Raw genomic sequence first — 22,773 nt, 5'->3', positions numbered from 1 at the left:
TTAAAAACTCCAGTAATTTCTGTTCTTTACTTTTCCCCGGTAAATCCCTTTAAGATCTGCAATCAGGGCATTTGGTTTGGTAATGGATGCAAAATAGGCATCATCCAAATCTGCATATGGCTCATGACATACAGTTACGATCACTGCATCATAATCCTTACCTATTCCATCAGCCAGGCCGAAGCCATATTCATGTTTTAATTCTTCACTGTCAGCATGCGGATCAACAACATCAACATTCAAAAAGAATTCCTTCAATTCTTTGACTACATCAGCAACTTTTGAATTTCTTATGTCACTTACATTCTCTTTAAATGTAGCACCCATCACCAATACCCTTGCAGACTTTACATCACTTACATTACTTATTATGTGGCGGACAACCTTGCGTGCAACATACAATGACATATTATCATTGATATACCTGCCTGCCAATATTACCCTTGAGTTATAACCCAATTCGCTGGCTTTGTAGGTGAGATAATAAGGATCTACACCAATACAATGCCCGCCAACAAGTCCCGGGCTAAACTTTAAAAAATTCCATTTTGTTCCCGCTGCCTCCAGTACTTCATAGGTGTTAATACCCATCTTGTCAAAGATGATTGACAGTTCATTCATCAGCGCTATGTTCAGGTCGCGTTGTGTATTCTCAATGATCTTCGCTGCTTCAGCTACCTTAATAGAAGATGCTTTATGAACACCCGCTTTCACTACCAATTCATAAACTTTGGCTACCGTTTCAAGAGATTCCTTATCACAGCCGGAAACTACTTTTACAATAGAAGATAAAGTATGCTTTTTATCCCCTGGGTTGATCCTTTCCGGTGAGTACCCGGATTTAAAATCCAGCCTGTTTTTAAGCCCGGAAAGCTTTTCAATAATAGGCAGACAATCTTCTTCAGTACAGCCTGGGTAAACTGTAGATTCAAAAATTACATAATCACCTTTCTTAATGACCTTACCAATTGTTTCAGATGCTTTCTTTACTGGAGTGAGATCTGGAACATTATGTTCATCAACCGGGGTTGGAACTGCAACAATAAAGAACCTTGCTTCCCGCAATACATCCAGTGAATTCGTGAATTCAATATCGCATCCTTCGAAGGCTTTTTTATCCAGTTCATTACTTGGATCAATACCCTGTTTCATCATATCAATACGTTTTGAATTAATATCAAAACCTATTACAGATATTTTACGGGCAAATTCCAGAGCTATAGGCAGGCCAACATAGCCCAGGCCTATAACAGCCAGCTTTTCCTTTTTATCAATAAGTTCCTGGAACATAAGTGTTAGTTGTAATGGGTGCAAATATATCTTTGAACTGCCAATATGGAAAGGTTACCTGGACATTGATAATAATTATTGTAGCCTATCCACTCTGTTTTGAAAAGGCTACGACAATTCGCTATCAATCCAGGTTTCCTGAAATATAGAAAGTATTATTTCCTGCTTTGAAATTCCTTTGGTTGTTTAGACCATTCTTCCGAAGACAGTGTTTTAAAGTAATCGTAGGTTTTTGCCAATCCTTCTTTACGTCCTATTAAAGGTGCCCATCCAAGAATATTCCTTGCCTTAGTGATATCTGGCTTTCTCTGTTTCGGATCATCAGCTGGCAGCGGCTTATAGATAATATTCACCTTTCCACCTGTTAATTGCAATACTTCCTCGGCAAAATCCTTCAAAGAAATCTCATCCGGGTTTCCAATATTTACAGGAAGGGAATAATCACTTAAAAGCAATCGGTAAATACCTTCTACCAGGTCACTGACATAACAGAAAGACCTTGTTTGAGATCCATCACCAAATACTGTCATATCTTCTCCGCGTAATGCCTGTCCAATGAATGCAGGTAGAGCCCTGCCGTCATTAAGTCGCATCCGTGGTCCGTAAGTATTGAATATGCGGATGATCCTTGTATCTACGCCATGAAAAGTATGATAAGCCATAGTGATTGATTCCATATACCTTTTCGCTTCATCATAAACTCCTCTTGGACCAACGGGATTCACATTGCCCCAATATTCTTCTGTCTGGGGATGTACAAGAGGATCGCCATATACCTCACTCGTGGAGGCTACAAGGATCCTGGCGCTTTTGGCCTTTGCCAAACCAAGGCAATTATGCGTACCCATTGCTCCCACTTTCAGGGTCTGGATTGGTATCTTTAAATAATCTATAGGACTTGCAGGAGATGCAAAGTGAAGGATATAATCCAGTTCCCCAGGCACATGAATGAACTTAGTTACATCATGGTGGTAAAACTCAAAATGTTCCAGTTTGAATAAGTGTTCTATATTTTTCAGATCGCCGGTGATAAGGTTGTCCATCGCGATCACGTGATAACCTTCAGCAATAAACCGGTCGCACAGGTGAGATCCAAGGAAACCTGCGCCACCGGTAATCAATATTCTTTTTTTCATTAAACGAATTTGGGTTGGTTTACCGATGAACGGCCTATGCTTTCATAATGAAATCCTTTCTTCTCCATTACCTGGACGTCAAATACATTACGTCCATCAAATATTACCGGGTCTTTTAAAAGAGATAATATTTTATCAAAATCCGGAGTTCTGAACTCATTCCATTCAGTAGCAACTATCAAGGCATCGGCATTCTCAATACAATCATATTGCGTCTCTGCAAAATTGATCCTGTCACCAAAAATTTGTTTTACATTATTAACAGCTTCAGGGTCAAACGCACATACAGAGGCACCACTCTCTAGCAATGCTGAAATGATCTCCAGGGAAGGCGCTTCACGGATATCATCGGTGTTAGGCTTGAATGCCAGGCCCCATACGGCGAATTTCTTACCTGCCAGGTCATTATTAAAATAACGCCTGATCTTAGATACCAGGTGTATTTTTTGTCTTTCATTCACTTCTGTAACTGCATCCAGAATAGCAAAATCATATGCTACTTCCTTTGCGGAATAAACCAATGCCTTAACATCTTTAGGAAAACAACTTCCACCATATCCAATCCCGGGGAAAAGGAAACGTTTCCCTATACGCTCATCACTACCAATTCCTTTACGCACCATATCCACATCAGCTCCAAGGCGCTCGCACATTTGAGCTATTTCGTTCATGAAAGAGATCTTTGTGGCAAGGAATGCATTCGCTGCATACTTGGTTAATTCTGCAGAACGTTCATCCATGAATATGATAGGGTTACCCTGGCGCACATATGGACCATATAATTCTGTGAGTAAAACCTTAGCTCTTTCTGAAGTAGTTCCGATAACGATCCTGTCAGGCTTCATAAAATCTTCAACAGCTACCCCTTCTCTTAAAAACTCAGGATTGGATACCACGTCAAATTCACCATTGTAATTCTTTGCTATAGCTGCATGAACTTTTTCTGCGGTTCCAACAGGTACTGTACTCTTATCTATGATGATCTTATAATCTTTAAGCAGCTTTCCTATGTGGTCAGCAACACCCAGCACATATTTCAGGTCTGCCGATCCATCCTCACCCGGAGGTGTAGGCAGGGCAAGAAATACTATTTCTGAATCTTCCAATCCTTCCTTCAGGTCAGTAGTAAAGCTTAAACGTTCTTCCTTCAGGTTTCTTTCAAACAATTTCTCCAGTCCTGGCTCATAAATAGTGATCTGGCCATTTCTTAGCTTATTCACTTTACGCTCGTCAATATCTACGCAGCAAACGTGGTTCCCGGTTTCTGCAAGACAAGTTCCGGTTACTAAACCAACGTATCCGGTTCCTACAACTGTAATTTTCATACTGTATGATTAAGGGTTATAAATTCTAAAACTTTATCGGTGATAAATTGTAACTGCTCCTGTTCCATTTCCGTATGCATTGGAAGCGATATCACACGTTCTGTCAACCAATCAGTAACAGGTAATTCTGTACTGGAAGAATTGAAATGAGAGAACATCTTTTGGCGATGTGCTGGAACAGGGTAATAGATCATGGAAGGAATCTTATGCTCTGCAAGATAATCATGTAATTTGTTTCTATCAACCCCATTTAAAATGAGGGTATATTGATGAAAAACATGCTTGCAACTGCTTGATCTGAAAGGGGTTGTAATTTCCGAATGCCCTGCAAAAGCAGCATCATAATAGTCAGCTACAGCCCTTCGGGCGGCTATATATTCATCAAGATGCTCAAGCTTCACTTCCAGCACCGCCGCCTGTATTGTATCAAGCCGGCTGTTGCAGCCTACCACATCATGATAATAGCGCTTGCTTTGACCGTGGTTGGCTACCATCTTCAGTTGATCTGCCAATGAATCATCTTCAGTCATCATCGCACCGCCATCACCAAAGCATCCCAGGTTTTTAGATGGAAAGAAAGAAGTGGTACCAATGGTTCCGATAGATCCTGTCTTCTTTACCGTACCATTTGAAAAATAGTAATCACAGCCTATAGCCTGGGCATTATCTTCAATAACGTATAGCTTGTGTGCTTCAGCTATTTTCATGATCTCCTCCATGTTCGCAGCTTGCCCATATAAATGAACTGGTACTATAGCTTTTGTTTTTGGAGTAATGGCTCTTTCTATGTCTGCCGGGTTGATACAAAATGTCTGAGCATCAACATCTACAAATACAGGTGTCAGCTTAAGCAAAGCTATGACCTCAGTGGTGGCTATATAGGTAAATGATGGTGTGATCACTTCGTCCCCTTCTTGCAAACCCAATGCCATCATGGCAATTTGCAATGCATCTGTACCATTGGCACAAGGAATTACATGTTTTGAGCCTGTATATTCAGATAATTTTGTTGTAAAACTTTGAACCTGCGGTCCATTGATAAATGCACAACTTTCCACAACTTGTAAAACGGCTTCATCAATTTGAGGTTTGATCTTCTGGTATTGAAGCTTAAGATCAACCATTTGTATTGGGCGCATTCTTTAAAATTTAAGCCTGTCATTTATACACAATAAACTTAATGGGTATCCTGAACAGGCGCGCAAAAATAGGAAAATATGGGTGGCCACAGATAGAGTTCTATTTTTGCCCACCATTAAACCGGCCATAGTTTGCTATTATTATATAATACCATGATCCGCCTCTATGTATTGGGTATTCGCCTGGCTTCTTTACGTAGTAAAAAAGCAAAGGAATGGCTCCAGGGTAGAAAAGATCTTTACAGGGAGTTGCAGGAAAACATAAAAAAAACCGATAGAGTTATTTGGATGCATTGTTCCTCTGCTGGTGAATTTGAACAAGGTAAACCAATAATTTCCGGATTAAATAAGCAATATCCAGGTCATAAAATTGTAGTAACCTTTTTCTCTCCTTCGGGGTACCAGGTGGCAAAGAAAACAGCTGCTGCCCACTATGTAACCTACCTTCCTGTAGATACCAGGGCAAATGCCAGACAGTTTATCAACACCCTCCATCCTGAGCTGATAATTTTTGTTAAGTATGAATTCTGGATCCATCATCTTTCTGAAGCTGCCTCCAGGCATATCCCACTTCTACTAGTGTCCGCCGTTTTCAGAAAGGACCAGGCCTTTTTTAAATGGTATGGCCAGTTTTACAAAAAGGTCTTGATGTTATTCCAACACCTTTTTGTGCAGGATAAGGCATCTTTTCAGCTACTTAAAGAAAATAACATCACCCATTGCTCTATTAGCGGGGATACAAGATTTGACCGGGTCAGGGAAATCGCTGACAATTTTAGTGATCTTCCAGTCATTAATAATTTTGTGGGGAATGATCGGGTGGTTGTTGCTGGAAGCACCTGGAAAGAAGACGAGAAAATGCTCTCAGGATACATGCCTGTCAAACTGATTTTGGCACCCCACGAGATAGATGAAGAGCACATTTCAGAAGTGGAAGCGTTATTTACCAACTCTATCCGTTATTCCAATTATGAAAAAAGAACAGGTAAAGAAATGGTATTGATCATAGATAATGTGGGAATGCTTTCCAGGTTGTATAAATATGCTACTATAGCCTATATAGGAGGTGGTTTTACCAGGGATGGCATCCACAATATCCTGGAAGCTGCTGTATATGGTAAGTCAGTGATATTTGGACCCAATTACCATAAATACAGGGAAGCAAAGGAACTTATCGCTGCAGGCGGTGCTTTTAGTGTTCGTGACAAGGAACAATGGCGTAAAAGGGTTGACAGCTTCCTTGAAAATGAGACCTATTTACAAAGTGCAGGATTACATGCCCTGCATTATATAACCAAGAACACTGGAGGAACGGCCGAAGTGCTCCACTACATTCAGGCAAATCGCCTTCTTACCAGGTGATAAAAATGTTGTACTTCCTCTTTATTGTCATTCCAGCCTAATTTGAATTTCAATTCCCTGTTGATCCAGTATTCAGCCTCTGACAAAATATTAAACCCATTTATGGTTTTTATGCTTCTTTCATACATAGCATCGTCGCCGCGGAACAATTCACTAACGAAGGTAAACCTGTCATTGATGCCAATGCCTTTGCGCAGGTCTTTTATAGGAGTATCCTTCAGGGCATGCACCACTTCTTTCTTTTCCTGCTTCAGCCTGTCATTTAACGATTCTCCCTGGTCGCCTATCAGTTCATGCACCTCCTTGCGTGGCTGGTGTTGCATAAGCGTAGGGGTTTCTTCCACGGTGTCAAAAGCATGATAAAAATTGCTTTGTAATACCGCGGGCCTCGGAGCTTCTTCTTTTTTCACAGGTTCTTCTTTATAAGATATTTCCTCTTGAGGAGCAGGTTCAAAAGAAGGTTTACGAAGAAAGTACCCATTGCCCGAAGCTTGTTCAGCATTGGTTGATTGAACTTCCGGCCGTTTTATTTCCTGTGGACTGCCGGCAGGTTGCTGTGCTGCTTTATTAATAAGTACAGGCGCTGGTTCTTCCAATTTTGGCATGTCAGCCACTGGCGTTTCAACAGCATGATAATTGGAATGAACAGGCATGATAACAGCTACTTTGGATGTACCAAGAACACCGTTTTTTTGTTGCAGCTTTACTATTTCCGACTGGAGCAATTGAACGGTTGGTAATATTTGAGCAGGAGATACACCTTGTTCTTTTTGTTGGTATATCTTATCAATAAGAGCATTAATTCTTTCCATTGTTTATGGTACTTTCGCTGTTTTTAACAATAGGATGTTTAGGTCTTTAACGAAAAGACGTGCCTAAAAGTACTAACAGATTGCAAATAGATTAATAAACAAGCCATAATTTATCCGGATGTTCATCGAACCAAATATCAAAGGGGAGCGACGTGGGTGGATTGAAGTGATCTGCGGCTCAATGTTCTCGGGGAAAACTGAAGAATTGATCAGGAGATTAAAGCGGGCCAGGATCGCCAATTTAAAAGTCGAGATCTTTAAACCTGCCATTGATGTGCGTTATGATGAGATCAAAATTGTATCTCACGATGAAAATGCCATTCACTCCACCCCTATTGAAAGCTCTCAAACATTGTTATTATTAGCCCAGGACGCAGATGTGGTAGGCATTGACGAGGCTCAATTCTTTGATGATGAGATCGCCAACGTCTGTGATGAGCTGGCACTACGGGGCGTGAGGGTTATCGTTGCCGGCCTGGATATGGATTATATGGCCAAGCCATTTGGACAAATACCATTTTTACTGGCTAAAGCAGATTATATCACCAAACTGCATGCTATCTGTGTCAAATGCGGCAACATAGCGAATTACTCCTACCGCATTATCCCTAACGAAGAACAGATCATGCTGGGTGCAAAAAATGCCTATGAACCACGCTGCCGCAACTGTTTTACGCTTGACGGTGCCTTAGACTAATTACGGGAAAATATTAGTAATTCAATACATAACCTTGTTCTATTGCAGTCATGTCTTATAATTTCTTACCGGTTATCCTGCCATGTGTATGCCATTTCTCCTGGCCTTCAGTGCTCATGTCAAAAACATTTTCCAAAACCAGGCCTGTAGGCGCATCAATCACCAGGTTGGAATTTTGACGACCAGCTTCCTTTCCGGTTTCAGATTGAAGCTTTCCCTTTCCTGAAAGTTTCACCGTATTTCCGTTCATTGAACGCACTGTATAAACTGTCAAAAGCTTACCCTTCGCAGGACCAACCCTTATCAAAGATTCTTTTTCCCAGGTATCACCCACCTTCACCTTTTTACCAGGCAGTATTGAAAAAGTTTGTGAGAAAGTTTCCTTTACATCATTTTCATTGAATTTAGACCTGAAGCTTTCTAGCAACTTCTGTTTTGTTCCTTCCGGAACCTGCATGCCTGCAACAAGCTCTTCTCCTAACTTGTCCATGCCATCCACTTCCCTTATCTCACCATTAGTGTCTACTTTCATTGTAAAGCTTTTTCCCTTCATGGCAGCAAACAAGTTTCCCACCATATTTAATGGATTGGAAGGATCACCAACAGGACCATCCGAATTAAACTCCATCTTTTGGGCGCCCATATCCATAGACATCGCTATGCGGTCATAGGTCACTTTAATAGTCTTCAATGACTTGCTATCATTGATCACCTGGAGTATATATTTCCAGTTCATTCCCGTGTTCATTTTTCTTTCCTGGATATCCTGTCCAATGTTTAATGCTATGTCATAAGCATAAGACCTTCCCTTTTCCAGGTTAAAGTGTAACAATACTTCCTTTCCCCTTTCATCATCTATTGAAGCACTGGTAGAATCTGCAGGCTTACTATATGTTGTATCCAATTTTGAAATCAAAGGGCTATCCTTATTGGTTACAACAGCATTAGTTCCTTTTTGTTGGTCCCGTCCTTCATTACCGCAGGCTGACAATAATAAAATGGTAGCTATCGCAAAACCCGTAAATCTTTTCAAATCATACATTCCGACAAAATACAAATTATGAGATGAGCTAAAAAAATGAAAAGTCTATTTTCGCAAAAATTCTTTTATCAGGGCTTTCGATCAAATATGGACCTTATTTAAAAAAGATGTTTTATTAGAGATAAGACAGCAATATGCTTTTTATGGTGTCTTATTATATGTGGGAGCAACCATATTTGTTTTATATATGGCTATTGAAAACCCTGGCACCAGCACATGGAACGGACTTTTCTGGATCATACAGCTATTTATCAGTATTAATGCGGTGGCCAAAAGCTTTTTGCAGGAGAACCGTAGCCGGATGCTCTATTACCATACAATCGCCAGCCCTCAAAATTTTGTCCTGGCCAAACTCCTTTTCAATTCCCTGTTAATGCTGGCCATGAGTGCCCTTAGCATGTTTCTTTTTTCTCTTTTTATGGATTATCCCGTCAAGAGAACCTGGCCTTTTATTGGGATCACTTTTTTAGGAAGCTGGAGCCTGAGCCTGGTTTTTACATTTTTAGCAGCCATTGCTGCTAAGGCACAACAGAATGCTGCTATAATGGCCATATTAGGCTTTCCCATTATAGTACCCCAGCTACTCGTTTTAATGAAAGTGTCCAATGCAGTCTTTGTTACCAATATTCCCGTGCCCGCAGCCAACATCCTTTTATTGTTTGGCTCAGACATTTTAGTTATCCTGCTTGCCATCATCCTCTTCCCTTTCTTATGGAAAGATTAAAGGGCTGGAATAGTAAGCATACTTTCTTTTTCTAAGTAGTAAAGCTGTTTCGTATTTATGATTTTAACCTTAAATAAATAAGTAAGAATAGGCAGTCTTTTCCACTTTCCAACCAAAGTCAACTTGTCAACTAACATCCTTCCCTTATTTTTGCTCCCAAATTATAAAGCGATTGCTGCTTTAATAACCCCAGTTTATGAAAAAATGGTGGTGGAAAATACTGTGTATTGTCCTTCTTGTTTACACGCTTATAGCGGGCCTGTTATGGAATAATGTGCCCCGGCTGCCTCAACTGAATGAAACGATCCGGAACCTCTACTTCCACGTGTGCATGTGGTTTGCCATGATGATTTTATTTATCATCTCGGCTGTGCAGGCCGTAAAATACCTACGTACGAACGATTTGCATCATGACACCCGTTCAAGGGAATATGCAACCATAGGTATCATTTTCGGCATATTAGGATATGCCACAGGTGCTATCTGGATGTCTTATACCTGGGTAGATCCCAACCGGCCTGCTTATGAGTCTTTTAGCCAGATCGCCAAAGAACCTAAATTGATCGGGGCGGCCATTGCGCTTCTTATTTATTTCGCTTACCTGGTACTGCGCGATTCTATCAGTGATATTGACAAGCGCGCAAGGATCGGGGCAGTCTATAACATTTTTGCATTTGCCTTTTTATTCCCTGCCATTTGGATCATTCCAAGACTGTTGCCAAGCCTGCACCCTGGCGGTGAAGGACCCGGCGGCGTGCGCACTGATAACCCGGCACTTGACTTTAAAGCGCTGGCACCACAGATGCGCCTGGTATTTTATCCCGCCATCATAGGCTGGACCTTATTAGGTGTATGGATCACAACGTTGAAAATAAGGTTGAAGGCCCTGAAAGAAAAAACATACTTACAGTAATGATAAAACGAACCCTCCTTTCTATTTTATCCTTTTTGATTTGCCTTACCCTTTTTGCACAGGATAGCACTGCAGTGCCAATGGCAGATGAATTGCGCAAAAATGGAAAGATCTATGTAGTGGTAGCAGTAATAGTAACCATATTCATTGGTATCATACTTTATCTTATACGCCTCGACAGAAAGATCTCGAAATTGGAAAACAATAATTCTTAATCTAAAATAGTAGTTCATGTCAGCTAACGAAGAATACAGCTTTTTCGGCGCCGTTGAAAAAAGCTTTGATAGAGCAGCAAAATTTACTAACTGGGATCCGGGAATACTGGAACAAATAAAAGCTTGCAATGCTGTTTACCGTATGAAATTTCCTGTACGCATGGATGATGGACGTATAGAGGTTATAGAAGCCTACCGCGTACAACACTCACAGCACAAAACACCTTGTAAAGGAGGTATCCGCTTCGCTGCCGAGGTCAACCAGGATGAAGTAATGGCCCTCGCCGCCTTAATGACCTATAAATGCGCCATCGTAAACGTACCTTTTGGTGGTGGAAAAGGTGGTATCAAGATCAACCCAAGAAAATATTCAGTTTATGAACTGGAAAAAGTAACCCGTCGATATACGGCCGAACTGGTAAAGAAAAACTTTATCGGTCCGGGTACTGACGTTCCTGCACCCGATTATGGAACTGGCGAAAGAGAAATGGCATGGATCGTTGATACATACGCCAGTTTACGCCCGGGCGAAATAGACGCTGCAGGTTGCGTAACTGGTAAGCCTGTAACACAAGGTGGCGTTCGTGGCCGAAGGGAAGCAACTGGTATGGGTATCTTCTTTGGTATCCGTGAAGTATGCCAGATGCCCGATGTAATGGAGAAATTAGGGTTGACAGTGGGTGTTGAAGGCAAAAGAGTAATCGTACAGGGATTGGGTAATGTTGGTTACCATGCTGCCAAGTTCTTCCACAATGCCGGTGCCAAAATCATTGCCCTGGCAGAATATGAAGGTGCAGTTTATAGCGAAGACGGCCTGGATGTAGATGCCGTATTTGAGCATCGCAAAAAAACCGGCTCTATCCTGAACTTCCCTGGTGGATCTAATTTTGCCAAGAATACCGATGCACTGGAATATGATTGCGACATCCTGATTCCTGCAGCCCTGGAAAACGTTATCAATGGAGAAAACGCACCACGGGTAAAAGCAAGGATCATTGGTGAAGGCGCCAACGGGCCTTTAACACCAGAAGCAGATGAAGTGTTTGTAACAAAAGGTACGCTGGTAGTTCCGGATATGTACCTCAACGCAGGTGGTGTTACTGTTTCCTATTTCGAATGGTTAAAGAACCTTAGCCACGTTCGCTACGGACGTATGGAAAAGCGTTTTACAGAAAATATGAACCAGCACATACTTGGCCAGATCGAGGAATTGACCAACAGGCAGGTTAGTACACGTGAACGGCAGTTCATCATGCACGGACCAGAGGAAGTGGACCTGGTTCACAGTGGTCTTGAAGAGACCATGATCACTGCTACCCGTGAGATCATGGATGCCTGGAAAAGCAACCCCCAAATACCTGATATGCGCACAGCAGCTTATGTAGTGGCCATCAATAAGGTGGGCACCAGCTACGCCGAGTTGGGTATCTTCCCATAGTAAGAACATGAGAAAACCAATATCGCCCTGTTTCCAAAAGGAACAGGGCTTTTTGTTGGGCTAATAAAATAGAATATAGTTGACGTATCACGTTGTTGCAGAAACTCAATCTATGCCTGAATTGCGACCCTTAATTTTTCTTATCCAATACCGTTTATTGAACGAAGGTTTGAAAAGATTGAAGACTTAAGATTTATGTGAATCATGAATAAATACAGGTTCAAATCCCTTGCAAAAAAACAAGGCATTCAAATAAACTACAGCGCTGCTATAAAAAATTCTGAAATGACCTTAAGTTTTCAAACAGGTTGTACCTTTTTGAAAACATATTTATCATTTTCTGACATACTGAATTTGACAGTGAGTTTGTTATGTTCACTTTTGTGATTTATCTCATAAAAGTTATAAGGCTTTCATATGCTGAATGTGATTCGCCACTTTCGTTGGGTATCAGCTACATTTCTTTAGTTGGTAGTTATGACGATCTTTTGTTTTTCTAACCTATTTTTATTTTTGATCATAATAAAATAGACGCCTGTAGCTAGGTTGCTGGTTTCCAAAGTAGTGGTTCCGGTAAATTTGAATGAACGAATCATTCGTCCGTTTTCATCCATCAAAGATGCATTCAGGGTTTCTGTATAACCTGACCTTAGTGTTAAAGTGTTTCCTCTTTGTATAATGTTAGGAAATACCTGAATCAGCGGTGAATTCAACCATTTGTTGTTATTATTGTTTGCATTCCTTGTCAACCCGGCTGCAGTAACTATAATTTGGAATTTATCCTGCAGGCAACCCATTCCGTCTGTTACGGTATAGGTTACATTGGAAGTTGGGTTCACCGTAATGCTGTTGGTGGTATCGCCTGTAGACCATTTGTATAAACCTGGCCAACTTGCTTTCAGCGTAACGGAGGAGCCACTGGGAACAGAAATGTTGGACGTTTTATTGACCGTTTTTAAAATGGTAAACTGGTCAATAGTAGTGCCATCTTCCTTAAAGCATTTGCCATCAAGCCTGTTGTTTTCAATTTCCAGGAAAAACATGCTTCCTTTTAGACTGGAAAAAGGAAGGGCATCGTGCGGGAAGTTGGGATCAACATCTTCTCCTACCGAAGATGCTGCACCATCTACAACATATACAGTCCCGTGGTTTACTTTTTTTGTGGTTGAAACAAACGGACAGGAATTTGGGGAGCCATCGTATTTACCAGAAGAGGCCGTGACAGCATCTGTACTCAGGTTAAATTCAGCTTCAGTCTCGTAGTATCCTTTCAGTAAATAAGAGCGTTCATACACATGGCTGTGCCCATTCAAAACGAGGTCCACCCCATAGCGCTCCAGGATGCGGATAAAGTTTTTACGAATATAAATGAGTTCGTTCTCTACATCTGAATTGCGGGTGCCCTTTGTAAATGGGGGATGGTGAAAGTATACAATGGTCCAGGGAAGGGTGTTCGCTTCCAGATCTTTTTTCACCCAGATAACCTGCGGGCTAAGTGTATCATAGAGGCGCAGGTTCGATGAAGTTTCTTCACCATAAGAATTCAGGCTAAGGAAGTGTACATTACCCCAATTGAAGGAATAATAGCCTTCGTTCCCGGAAGGGACCCCACCACATCCTCCTGAATAAGGTGTAGAAAAATTCTGAAAGTAAGGGGCTGCCATCGAGTTTTGCGGTGTCGTATGATATTCGTGATTACCAGGTGTTGGGAATAAAGAATGGTTTTTCAAAATTGTATTTTGAAAAGGGACAAAGAAATTGTTCTGAAAATCTGTGTCGGTTCCGTCTTCATAAGCGTTGTCCCCCAAAATTAGCATTACATCAGCGGGGCTATTGGCAGTATTGCGCAGGTAGGAGTTCAGCACATTGGATTGTGTGGTGTAATAACTACCCTCATCGCCAAATGCTGCAAAACGTAACTTTTGTTTAGTGGAAGTTGGCGGAGCGGACGAAAAATAATAAGAGGCGTCTCCAAGTACAGGAAGTGCAGAACTCCCGAATCGGTAAAAGTATTTGCTAGCGGATTTTAGCCCTGTCACTTGAACTTTGTGTTCAGTGGTTACCAGGGAATCTGTGGCACTTATAGTATAGTTGCCATAAGTTGTTCCGACCACCACCTTTGAATCGGTTGGTACATCGGTTCGCCAGCGTATCATGATAGAAGTTCCACTGGTGTTTTGCAAATATGGCCCTCTTATTACATTGGCTACCGATGGTGCCTGCCCTACTGTATAAGGCTGTCCCTCGGCATATTTTTTTGTGATGATATTACCGAAAACATCCTTTATTGTAACCCCGGTAGATTTTAGATCGAGTCGTAAATCCCCTGTACCGATAAGTGAAGAAACTGTTACGTCATAGACAAAACCATCGAGGCCAACTGGAATTACTGAAGAAATTGATCCGTTTGCTGTTCCTGTTTTTGTTAGTTTAAAATCACCTGCATCCACACCGGTAACGCTTTTAGAGAAAGTAATCCTGTAGGTTACAGAACCCCCATCAGTGGCGGGGTTAATGGGTAATTGGCGGTTAATACTCAAAACTATTGGTGCAGATGAATCTCCCGAATTTAAATCTGAAGTTCTTACACTGATTGCTTCATAGGGCGAGGTGCTTGTATTGGTAGCTATAACCACAGCATTGGATGGGTAGGGTTGGTGTGTAGAAGTACTGAAGTCCAAAATGCCCCCGTCACCATTGATCAATGTGTAGGCTGGTCCAAAGGTGATAGAATTGGTTGCGCTTTCGCAGTAAGCGATATTTCCGCCGCCTTCCTTTGTAGTATATACAATGTTTACTCTTTGGGCACTCTCATTTAAGAGCACGGTGGGTTGGGATCCTGTTGGATATACCGAAACAGTGTAAGCATTATCCCATTTGCCGTTTGGCCTGCGTACAAGCATGATTAACTGAGGGTTTCCTGTTTTATTATAATTGGTCTTTGCAGCGCAATAGAGCGTACCATCGCTTGTTGACTGGACATTAAACTGATTGCTTGCCATACCTGCACCAATATCATCTTGAGCAGATTGCGAAGCAGGCACTTCATCTGCAGTCCAGGTGTTTGGACTGCTGCCATCTTTATGGGTTTTAAAGCCAAATCTTTTGGTTTTTTGATTGGACCAGAAGATTCCTATTTTACCCGGCATGCTTGTGATAACATACCTATCGTTACTGGCAATGCCTGAAGCAATAGTAATCGGAGCGCTGAAGCTGGAATAAGGAGCATCACTCCACCATGCTAATACATTGCTGCCATCACCAGAAGCGATCCACATTCTACCTTTGCTATCTATGGCCAGCGTAGCTGTTTTAGGACCGGAAGGAAGAGATAGGGACGAGAAATTGGTTCTTTGATTCCAGATAGCATAGGTATTGCTTGCTGGATTGTATTGAAAAGAATAAAGATAAGATGTCAGTGCGCCCCTAAACATCAGGATATGGATCATATCTCCTGAGACCAGGCAATCGGTTTGCCCTGTTTTCATATGAGCTATGATATAAACAGGTGTCCAGATGTCCCCGTCCAGGCGAAATATCTTCGAACCTTCCGAGGTCGCCAGTACGCACCACCACCTGTTAGCATAGGTCCAAACCTTGGCCTGGGTCTTGTCTTTTGTTGCATCCGTAATCGTAATGGAGCGGAGTTTGGCTATGGTTGAAAATCCTGATTGCGCTGCACCGCCGGCTGCAAGAAATATCAAAAACAGGAGAATGAAATATTTTCTCATTGCTGCAAGTTTTATAATGACTTAAGATGTTAAGATTACTTCATCAGCTATTGGCAAATGATCGTGCAGCTTTGGAAGGGAAAGAATACAGAAGGTTTCATGAGGCCCGTAACTTGATATCTGCAAATATATAATAAAAATTAAAGTTGAACTTACGACTTATATGACCAAAGAGATTTATTAGTTTGAGAGGCATTACCTTGTACTATGTTGAGTTAAATGCGCCAGTTTTCTCCTGACAGTTATTTTATTAAAGTCGCAATACAATATGAATAAAGTAAATTGTAAAAGATGTTACCCGCAATTGTCGGGCTGAATTTACCTTGTCAGTTATAAAACCATATATCGGGGATTGCAATATTGCAACTATAATAAATGGCAAACTTATTCTGTCTTGTAGAAGAACTCCAGGCATACCAATTGGGAATAAGCTTATATCGCAATGAGCATTATTAAGGCAAGGGAACTTCCAAAAGTTGTCCGCCGTGTTCTCCAGATGTACCCAAAAAGAAAACAGTTGTAAAAGGAAAATACTGTCAGAATATTTAAATGGTTTTTCGTGTCATTAGGGTGTGCCAATTACATAGCTGCTAACGGTTACGGCTTGCTGCTGTTCAGGTATTTTATAATATTTAGCCCTGCAACTGAAGCCGAATAGAAAACCTAAGTACAAAATATATTCTACTGATCAATTGCGTAATGTCTGCCGAAGCTACTAATGATAAATAAACAAAAGTTGATGCTGCGTAATGTCAGCCAGCTTAGCAACAAACAGTTTGTATGTGCATACCTTTCCATCGTGTGTGTCACCAAAAGCGTTGTAGTCAACCCTTAGTACTGATTGTGATCGCAAGTAAAGGCGCATTCTTTTAAAATGTCAGCTTATACGTCTTGGCTATGTTCACCAGGTAAACGGGAAGAATTACTGTTTTAATGGAGTTCCACTTTTTACTGCAATCAATACTTCTTCAATTGCTTCAATCACCGCGCCGGGGTCTTCTACATGAATATTATGGCCACTATGCATATCAATGATTTGTTTACTGTTGGAAGAAAGATGCACTAACTGCTCCTGTGACGCAAGCCTGTCTTTTTCTAATTGTAACGAATCTTTCATTCCTTCAAATCCACCTTTGCCTCTTGTCATAACTATTAAAGGCATATTACCGAGTAGATATTCTTTCTCATTTCGGTGCTGATATAAATTTGAAACATCTTCAGGTGACCATTCCATCTCTGCCTGTACCGCAGGTATATAATGTGGTTGTGATTGTGCCCACATCTGCCTTCTTTGAATATTCTCAGGAAACCTTTTAAACAACGGGTCTATTTCACCTCGCACTGTTGAAGATCTTGTTACTGTATCAGGCAATGGTATAAAAGAAGTTTGTATTTCAGGAGCTATTCTGCCTTTTGCAAATTGGCGAATTCGCATAGGCGTATCGCTTCCCATAAAAATTTTTTGGTCTTCCTGTACGGCTTCTACCAATATCATTCCTGCCACTTCGCCTGAATAATATCTTGCAAAAGCACGAGCAATAAAACCTCCAAAGGACTGACCTACTAAAATATAGGGAGGTTGTACTCCCGCATTCTTTAATGCTGTGTGCAATTCCCAGCAAATTTGCCTGCTTGTTCTTGGCAAAGGACCTTGTTCGCTGCATCCGTATCCTGCTCTGTCGTAGGATACGGTTTTTGTAAGTTTTGCAATTTCAGGTTGCACCTGGCTCCAGATAAATGAAAAATCACCGCTGCCATTTTCAAAGATGACCGTAGGTGAACCTTCACCCTGGATATCCATATGAAGTTTATGCCCGCCTGCCTCTACTAAGACTTCCGAATACTTAGTAATGCAACTATCTTTCGATTGCGTAAAACCAACATGAACGCAATAACAAAAAGCGGTCAATAAGAACAGCTTTGATGTTTGACCTTGTTTCATAACGCCTGCTTATATTATTAATAATTGATAGTTGATCTCATTGATGGGGATCATAACTAAAACGATCAAAACAACCTAAGGGTTACTTATTTGTAGCAACGAAATCTATTAAGGAATAGCGGGGCTCATAAACAGGTTTGCATATTATATCACCTCTACGTGCATATGTACTGATGGGTCATCTTATGTTGCACAGTTGCACAATTCTTTAGTCCTGCATTTGCAAAGCTGATTTTAGCGGCATTTATCGCCGTTGTGGTTGTTTGTTTAAATCTCTAACACCGGTATTTACTTACCAATAACCGGTCCTGTCGTTAGCATGCTGTTGCTAGAATGAGCTCAGCTCATAGCTATTTTTTATTTAGAACAGCAACAAGGGGTAAATAGGTTTACAATATGCCCGGGCGGCTGACCTTAATCAAATATTAAATTTACCCTTATAGGCATATCTTTATTTACTTATTCAGGCTGTAAAGTTGCCACTTCTGAAAGGACATCATGAAAGAACGGGAGAAATACTCTTCAGCTATGAGTAAATAATTCACTAACCTTAAATTTAATTGTATGCCGAAAAAGACAACTGAACCTAAGAAGAATAAGCCTGTTAAAAAGAAAAGCTCAGCACAAAAGAAAGCGGATCCAAAGAAAAAAGCTCGGTAAGGTCAAAACGCAGAGAGCCCGGTTCACAATACCGGGCTTCTTTCTTCCCACACGATGTAACGGACTCGCGGTGTGGTTCAAGTGTTCATACCCTCCCAATCCAGCACCGTTTTATAGTGAGTTACCTCCTGGCAACACTGCTCCCCAGGAAGATAAAACTTCAAAGAGGAATATGTATACGTTGCCAGGGTGATGTGCGTTGTGCCAAATAAAGTTATAAAAAGTTTAAGTTAAGAATTAGCCTGGCTTTGTTCGTCGCCTTGGAGCAAAAGCTTATTAACGTTTTCTGCCGATTGATCTTTTTTGTCGCCCGCACTATTGCCAATGCCCTGGTGGCTGCAGGCATTTCATTTTTGGAAAAGCTTCAATACTTCTTTAAAGGTCCAGTCATTTCCTTTCTCAAAAAAATTATATGCTTTATCCCAATGAATGCCTTGACCCCAGCCCACCATTGAAGAAATAATTTTCGTATTGTTTTCGTCGAGTTTTACAAATTGCAGGATTTCCTGCAGGTTTTTATCTTCTTTTTTGGCTTCTGCTGGGAAACTGTTATTTAGATTAACTTTTAGTGTAAGCATTTCGTTTTCCAGGTAATTGATTATGTCGAGTTTTATTGAAGTCGAATCCTCAACAGTTTTACTTCGGTTATAATTCGTTTTGATTGCGCCACCAGTTTTCATGTCAATTTTTGCAACAGGCGCAATCCATTTTTTTAGGCCTTCGTCCGTTGTAAAAAGTTTCCATGTTTCTTTCAGGTTCGTGGGAACAACTATTGAAAGCTGTAAAACCTTTTCACCATATTGATTAACGTAAGAACTATTAGTTACCTGTGCATTAAGGTTACAAAATGCTACTTGTCCTAAAATGATAATTAAAAGTATTTTTATCATAGACTTCTAAATAAGGTTTCCGGCTTGCTACTTTGCCAATATTTTTATATTTGTCATCCTGGCAACTGAAGCCGATTGAATAGCCAAAGTACAAAATATATTGAGTTGCCCAATACCGCATTGTCGGCTGGAGCTACTGCTGGAAAGCTTGCAAAAGTTGATGCTGCGCAATGTCAGCCAGCATAGCAGCAAACCGATTGTTGTACGCATTCAATCGTCCGGTGTCGTACCTACAATTTCAAGTTTTGGAATATTCATTCTCTTCACAGCTCTAATGTTTCTTACTCGTTTGCAATTGTCTATTCGTAAACGTTTAAGATGCTTTAATGTTAAAAGGTCTTCAATGTCTTCTAATTTCGTCGTTTGCATTAACATCAGTTCTTCAAGAGTTGTAATTTCTTTTAGTCCACGCAATGAAATGACCAAACCTAAGTTTACCCGCAAGAACTTCAAATTCTTTAAACTGGAAAGTTCCGTTAAGTCTTGTCCAGTATAACGATAAAGAAACAATCTTTGAAGTTGCACACAACTAAAAAGTGATTTTGCTTTAGGTCGCCATGTTAGTGCAACACTTGTCAGAAACGGAAAAGCTGAAAAATCGATTTCCTTTTTGTCCGTCGTGTTTATTGATAAATGTTGCAAGTTCGTCAGAGTTTGAACTGCAGAATAATCGTATTGCATTGACGGCGGATAATCATTTACAGCCAGACACTTTATGGTCTTTGAATTTCTCAACGGTTCTAAATCCGTCCGCCAGTTTCGGATATAATTGAGGTTAATTCCGTCTGCTTTGCCTTTGTCAATCAATTTAACGGCTTCGCTCAAAAGTTCACCGTCTGTGAGATGTATAATTTTATAGTCGTCTTGCTGAAGAATATCTAACATTCACTTGTCAGTTTTGGAGTGTCGCCCGATTGCGTACAAACGTTAAGTGTTTATGAAGTTGTGGGATTTGAAAAACGTCTGTTTCAATTAACCACAAAAGCAAAATAGCGATTTATAGTTGAATGCTTAACCTCCGCCACAATTTTATAAACATATTGCTGCCTGCTGTGCTGCATTATATCGTACTTATATTCCATTGATTTATTTTACAACCCTGAAAATTAGTCGTCCTATATTTGAGTTTTTGGAGACCTTAACAGTGGTATCTACATAGTAATAGCCTTTCATTATTTCAAAATGCACTTTATACATTCCTTTTTGAAGCCCACTGACTTTAAAATTTCCAAGGCTATCGGTAACTGTACTTACGTGATGTCGGTTTCTTTTGAAGGTAAGAAAACCATTTTTAAGTAATTCGCCAAGGTCAGAGTAAACGGCTCCCGAAAGGTGAATGTTTTCCTTCTTTTGCGAAAAACAAACCAGGGACGAAATCATCAACAGGAATATTGCAGTAATATTTTTCATGATTGTATTTGTCAGACAAGATAAAGCATTGCAGGCAACGCAGAAGGGATTTACGAAGGCAGGGCATTCATAGTTTTGCTGCTAAATCTTCCTTCTACTGGTGAATAAAGATAAGGTGCTGCTCTATCATTCGAAAGCCCGCTTTTGTGAATCCAATGTTAGCCGCCCGTCAGCTATTTATACTCTTCCCTTGTTCCCCTCATTCCTATAACCATAGAAGCAACAAAATACAAATGGAACAAAATAGTTAAAATGTACTCGCCACCATACAATGCATCTTTGATTGCAATACTCAATGTATAAAATACCAAAATAAAAAGGAAAGCTTTCTTAGGATTTGCTCTCGTCCAAATACCTAAGGTTATCACAACTACAATCCATAACACAAGTAAAACAGTATATTCAAAAGAGGCTTGGCTATAGGTCAAATAAAGCAATCCAGTTGTTCCAAGTACCAGTATGATAATAGCTAATTGCCCAATCAAAAGTTTCATATAAAACAGATGCTACTTATGGTGGCTAACGTTAAAGCAATTGAGAAGGCAAGGACGTCAATGTTCCTATCGCTCGGCCTTTGCTTTGAAGTTGATTAATGTTTATAGCTGAAGTTAGTACACCTGCCATGCTTTTGCAAAGCATTCATGTAAAAGAGTAGCTTACCCTTCTAAAATTCGGAGGTAGGTTATGAAACAACTCTTTATTGGCTTAGACGTCCATAAAAAAACTTGGGCAGTAACCTCCAGGAAGAACATCTCATACTTAAACGATTCACCATTGATGCAAATGCTGATCTTCTGATTGGCTACACGGCAAGGCATTTCCCGCATCACCATGTACAGTGTTGCTATGAATGCTGTTGCTGTGGCTATCATATCTATCATTCACTCACAGCTGCAGGTTGGGAAGTGCTGGTGGTCAATCCAGGTGACATCGCAAGGGGTAATAAACAAGTAACCACAAAAACAGATAAGGTAGACAGTGCTCACCTGGCACGAGAACTTCAGGCAGGAAGACTGAAAGGTATTTATATCCCCAATCATAAGCAGGAGCAGTTCCGTAGCCTTTTTCGCAGGCGTAATGACCTGGTCAAAAGCCTCAGGCGCATTAAATGTCACATTAAGTCCATGCTCTTGTACTACGGAATTGTACTACCTGAAACCTATGACAATGTTAACTGGAGCAAAGACATGATCCAGTGGGTGTACAAACAAAGATGGTCCTATGCTCCGGCCACCGAAGCCATGAAAAGCAGGTTGGAAGAATACCTTTTCCTTCGCAAACAGTACCTGCATGTAGGAAATGAATTAAGGAGCTATGCACGCAAGCACTTTAAAAAAGATTATTACCTGCTCAGAAGCGTTCCAGGCATTGGTCCTTTGACAGCCATTGGAATGCTGGCAGAAGTAGGTGACATCAGGAGGTTTAGAAATATTGATCACCTGAGCAGCTATATTGGACTGGTGCCTTCCCTGCATAGCAGTGGAGAAAAAACCTACAGCCGTGGCATTACCTACAGAAGCAAGCGCCTCCTTAGAAGCTACCTTGTGGAAGGAGCCTGGGTAGCCGCCAAACAGGATCCTTCCCTGATGGTCTATTACGAAGAGAGAAAAGGATGTGATCACAAAAAATTAATCATAAAGCTGGCTGCAAAGACTTTAAGCAGGATCTATCATGTGATCAAAACAGGGGAACCTTATGAGCTACTGAAGCCGTAGACCTGGTACATAATCTTATTTACCTGAGGATCTTAATACTATGCAGAGAGAAAAAGTTTTTACAAAAGTGGCGACTGTAAAACATCGGTTGCAGATGCGTAAAAGTATATTGCTTCGCAAAGCATACAGCGCCACTTCCTTTTCTTTTATCCCGCAATGTGCGGGACCTGCAGTCCCATAGTATGCGGGAACTGCTTATAGGATGCTGAGACAAAGGTAGTAAGATCATAAATTAAGTAACAGCTGAGAGAGAAAGTAATCAAACGGGAAACGGATTAAAGGTATTATCAGCTGCAAGGAAAACTACTGTGCAGCAACGAAAGCCAGCAACA

At 40.8% G+C, this 22,773-nt stretch carries 19 protein-coding genes; 7 read left to right on the top strand and 12 right to left on the bottom strand.

Translation table 11 applies throughout. The features are described from left to right. The 4 genes from BUA53_RS16215 to BUA53_RS16200 all read right to left on the bottom strand — a co-directional run bounded on the left by BUA53_RS16215 (nucleotide 1) and on the right by BUA53_RS16200 (nucleotide 4,890). Nucleotides 1-1,290, bottom strand: a complete 1,290-nt coding sequence (locus BUA53_RS16215; RefSeq protein WP_072836449.1) for a nucleotide sugar dehydrogenase — start codon at nucleotides 1,288-1,290, stop codon at nucleotides 1-3. 155 nt (nucleotides 1,291-1,445) lie between these two features. Continuing rightward, nucleotides 1,446-2,426 carry a UDP-glucuronic acid decarboxylase family protein gene (locus BUA53_RS16210; RefSeq protein WP_072836448.1) on the bottom strand — a complete coding sequence of 327 codons (981 nt, stop codon included), beginning with the start codon at nucleotides 2,424-2,426 and terminating at the stop codon, nucleotides 1,446-1,448. After that, a complete protein-coding gene (locus BUA53_RS16205; protein WP_072836447.1) occupies nucleotides 2,426-3,751 on the bottom strand; it encodes a UDP-glucose dehydrogenase family protein in 1,326 nt (441 codons plus the stop codon). Before BUA53_RS16205 ends, BUA53_RS16210 begins: the two co-directional genes overlap by 1 nt. Next, nucleotides 3,748-4,890: a DegT/DnrJ/EryC1/StrS family aminotransferase gene (locus BUA53_RS16200; RefSeq protein WP_072836446.1), complete on the bottom strand. Its 1,143-nt coding sequence runs from the start codon at nucleotides 4,888-4,890 to the stop codon at nucleotides 3,748-3,750. The genes BUA53_RS16205 and BUA53_RS16200 overlap by 4 nt, the downstream gene beginning before the upstream one ends. Nucleotides 4,891-5,043: 153 nt before the next feature. Between BUA53_RS16200 and BUA53_RS16195 the strand changes: the two genes are divergently transcribed. Further along, nucleotides 5,044-6,252, top strand: a complete 1,209-nt coding sequence (locus BUA53_RS16195) for a 3-deoxy-D-manno-octulosonic acid transferase (RefSeq protein WP_084080184.1) — start codon at nucleotides 5,044-5,046, stop codon at nucleotides 6,250-6,252. On the opposite strand, the gene BUA53_RS16190 is transcribed toward BUA53_RS16195, so the two are convergent. After that, a complete protein-coding gene (locus tag BUA53_RS16190; RefSeq protein ID WP_072836444.1) occupies nucleotides 6,225-7,064 on the bottom strand; it encodes a hypothetical protein in 840 nt (279 codons plus the stop codon). The genes BUA53_RS16195 and BUA53_RS16190 overlap by 28 nt on opposite strands. Nucleotides 7,065-7,182: 118 nt before the next feature. Here BUA53_RS16190 and BUA53_RS16185 point away from each other — a divergent pair, with 118 nt between their 5' ends. Further along, on the top strand, nucleotides 7,183-7,761 hold the full coding sequence (locus BUA53_RS16185) for a thymidine kinase (protein ID WP_072836443.1): 579 nt from the start codon (nucleotides 7,183-7,185) through the stop codon (nucleotides 7,759-7,761). 55 nt (nucleotides 7,762-7,816) lie between these two features. On the opposite strand, the gene BUA53_RS16180 is transcribed toward BUA53_RS16185, so the two are convergent. Next, on the bottom strand, nucleotides 7,817-8,803 hold the full coding sequence (locus BUA53_RS16180; protein WP_072836442.1) for a DUF6263 family protein: 987 nt from the start codon (nucleotides 8,801-8,803) through the stop codon (nucleotides 7,817-7,819). Between the two features lie 67 nt (nucleotides 8,804-8,870). Between BUA53_RS16180 and BUA53_RS16175 the strand changes: the two genes are divergently transcribed. The 4 genes from BUA53_RS16175 (at nucleotide 8,871) to BUA53_RS16160 (ending at nucleotide 12,093) form a co-directional block, all read left to right on the top strand. Further along, complete coding sequence (locus BUA53_RS16175; RefSeq protein ID WP_072836441.1) at nucleotides 8,871-9,527, top strand: heme exporter protein CcmB; 657 nt, start codon at nucleotides 8,871-8,873, stop codon at nucleotides 9,525-9,527. A gap of 196 nt (nucleotides 9,528-9,723) precedes the next feature. After that, a complete protein-coding gene (gene ccsA / locus BUA53_RS16170) occupies nucleotides 9,724-10,440 on the top strand; it encodes a cytochrome c biogenesis protein CcsA (protein WP_072836440.1) in 717 nt (238 codons plus the stop codon). Next, a complete protein-coding gene (locus BUA53_RS16165) occupies nucleotides 10,440-10,655 on the top strand; it encodes a CcmD family protein (RefSeq protein WP_175546097.1) in 216 nt (71 codons plus the stop codon). Before ccsA ends, BUA53_RS16165 begins: the two co-directional genes overlap by 1 nt. Nucleotides 10,656-10,671: 16 nt before the next feature. After that, nucleotides 10,672-12,093: a Glu/Leu/Phe/Val family dehydrogenase gene (locus tag BUA53_RS16160; RefSeq protein ID WP_072836439.1), complete on the top strand. Its 1,422-nt coding sequence runs from the start codon at nucleotides 10,672-10,674 to the stop codon at nucleotides 12,091-12,093. A 464-nt stretch (nucleotides 12,094-12,557) separates the two neighbouring features. Here the strand turns inward: BUA53_RS16160 and BUA53_RS16150 are convergent, their stop codons facing one another. The 6 genes from BUA53_RS16150 to BUA53_RS16125 all read right to left on the bottom strand — a co-directional run bounded on the left by BUA53_RS16150 (nucleotide 12,558) and on the right by BUA53_RS16125 (nucleotide 21,220). Further along, nucleotides 12,558-15,824 (bottom strand): metallophosphoesterase, encoded by a 3,267-nt coding sequence (locus BUA53_RS16150; protein WP_072836437.1) that lies wholly within the window; start codon nucleotides 15,822-15,824, stop codon nucleotides 12,558-12,560. A 922-nt stretch (nucleotides 15,825-16,746) separates the two neighbouring features. After that, entirely contained in the window at nucleotides 16,747-17,766 is a 1,020-nt protein-coding gene (locus tag BUA53_RS16145; protein WP_084080182.1) for an alpha/beta hydrolase, read from the bottom strand. 1,007 nt (nucleotides 17,767-18,773) lie between these two features. Continuing rightward, complete coding sequence (locus BUA53_RS16140) at nucleotides 18,774-19,316, bottom strand: SRPBCC domain-containing protein (RefSeq protein ID WP_072836435.1); 543 nt, start codon at nucleotides 19,314-19,316, stop codon at nucleotides 18,774-18,776. A gap of 210 nt (nucleotides 19,317-19,526) precedes the next feature. After that, nucleotides 19,527-20,201 (bottom strand): leucine-rich repeat domain-containing protein, encoded by a 675-nt coding sequence (locus BUA53_RS16135; protein WP_072836434.1) that lies wholly within the window; start codon nucleotides 20,199-20,201, stop codon nucleotides 19,527-19,529. Nucleotides 20,202-20,402: 201 nt separating this feature from the next. Beyond that, the gene (locus BUA53_RS16130) at nucleotides 20,403-20,726 is read right to left on the bottom strand and encodes a peptidase associated/transthyretin-like domain-containing protein (protein WP_072836433.1); all 324 of its coding nucleotides are present in this window, start codon (nucleotides 20,724-20,726) and stop codon (nucleotides 20,403-20,405) included. Nucleotides 20,727-20,899: 173 nt separating this feature from the next. Beyond that, nucleotides 20,900-21,220: a hypothetical protein gene (locus BUA53_RS16125; RefSeq protein WP_072836432.1), complete on the bottom strand. Its 321-nt coding sequence runs from the start codon at nucleotides 21,218-21,220 to the stop codon at nucleotides 20,900-20,902. A 231-nt stretch (nucleotides 21,221-21,451) separates the two neighbouring features. Between BUA53_RS16125 and BUA53_RS16120 the strand changes: the two genes are divergently transcribed. Further along, nucleotides 21,452-22,441 carry an IS110 family RNA-guided transposase gene (locus BUA53_RS16120; RefSeq protein ID WP_084080180.1) on the top strand — a complete coding sequence of 330 codons (990 nt, stop codon included), beginning with the start codon at nucleotides 21,452-21,454 and terminating at the stop codon, nucleotides 22,439-22,441. Nucleotides 22,442-22,773 lie beyond the last annotated feature (332 nt).

Origin of the sequence: Flavisolibacter ginsengisoli DSM 18119 (genome assembly GCF_900129295.1) — a bacterium.
GTDB classification, from domain to species: Bacteria; Bacteroidota; Bacteroidia; order Chitinophagales; family Chitinophagaceae; genus Flavisolibacter; species Flavisolibacter ginsengisoli.
Note: the sequence above shows the minus strand (reverse complement) of the source record. Positions and strands in the feature narration are given on the sequence as shown.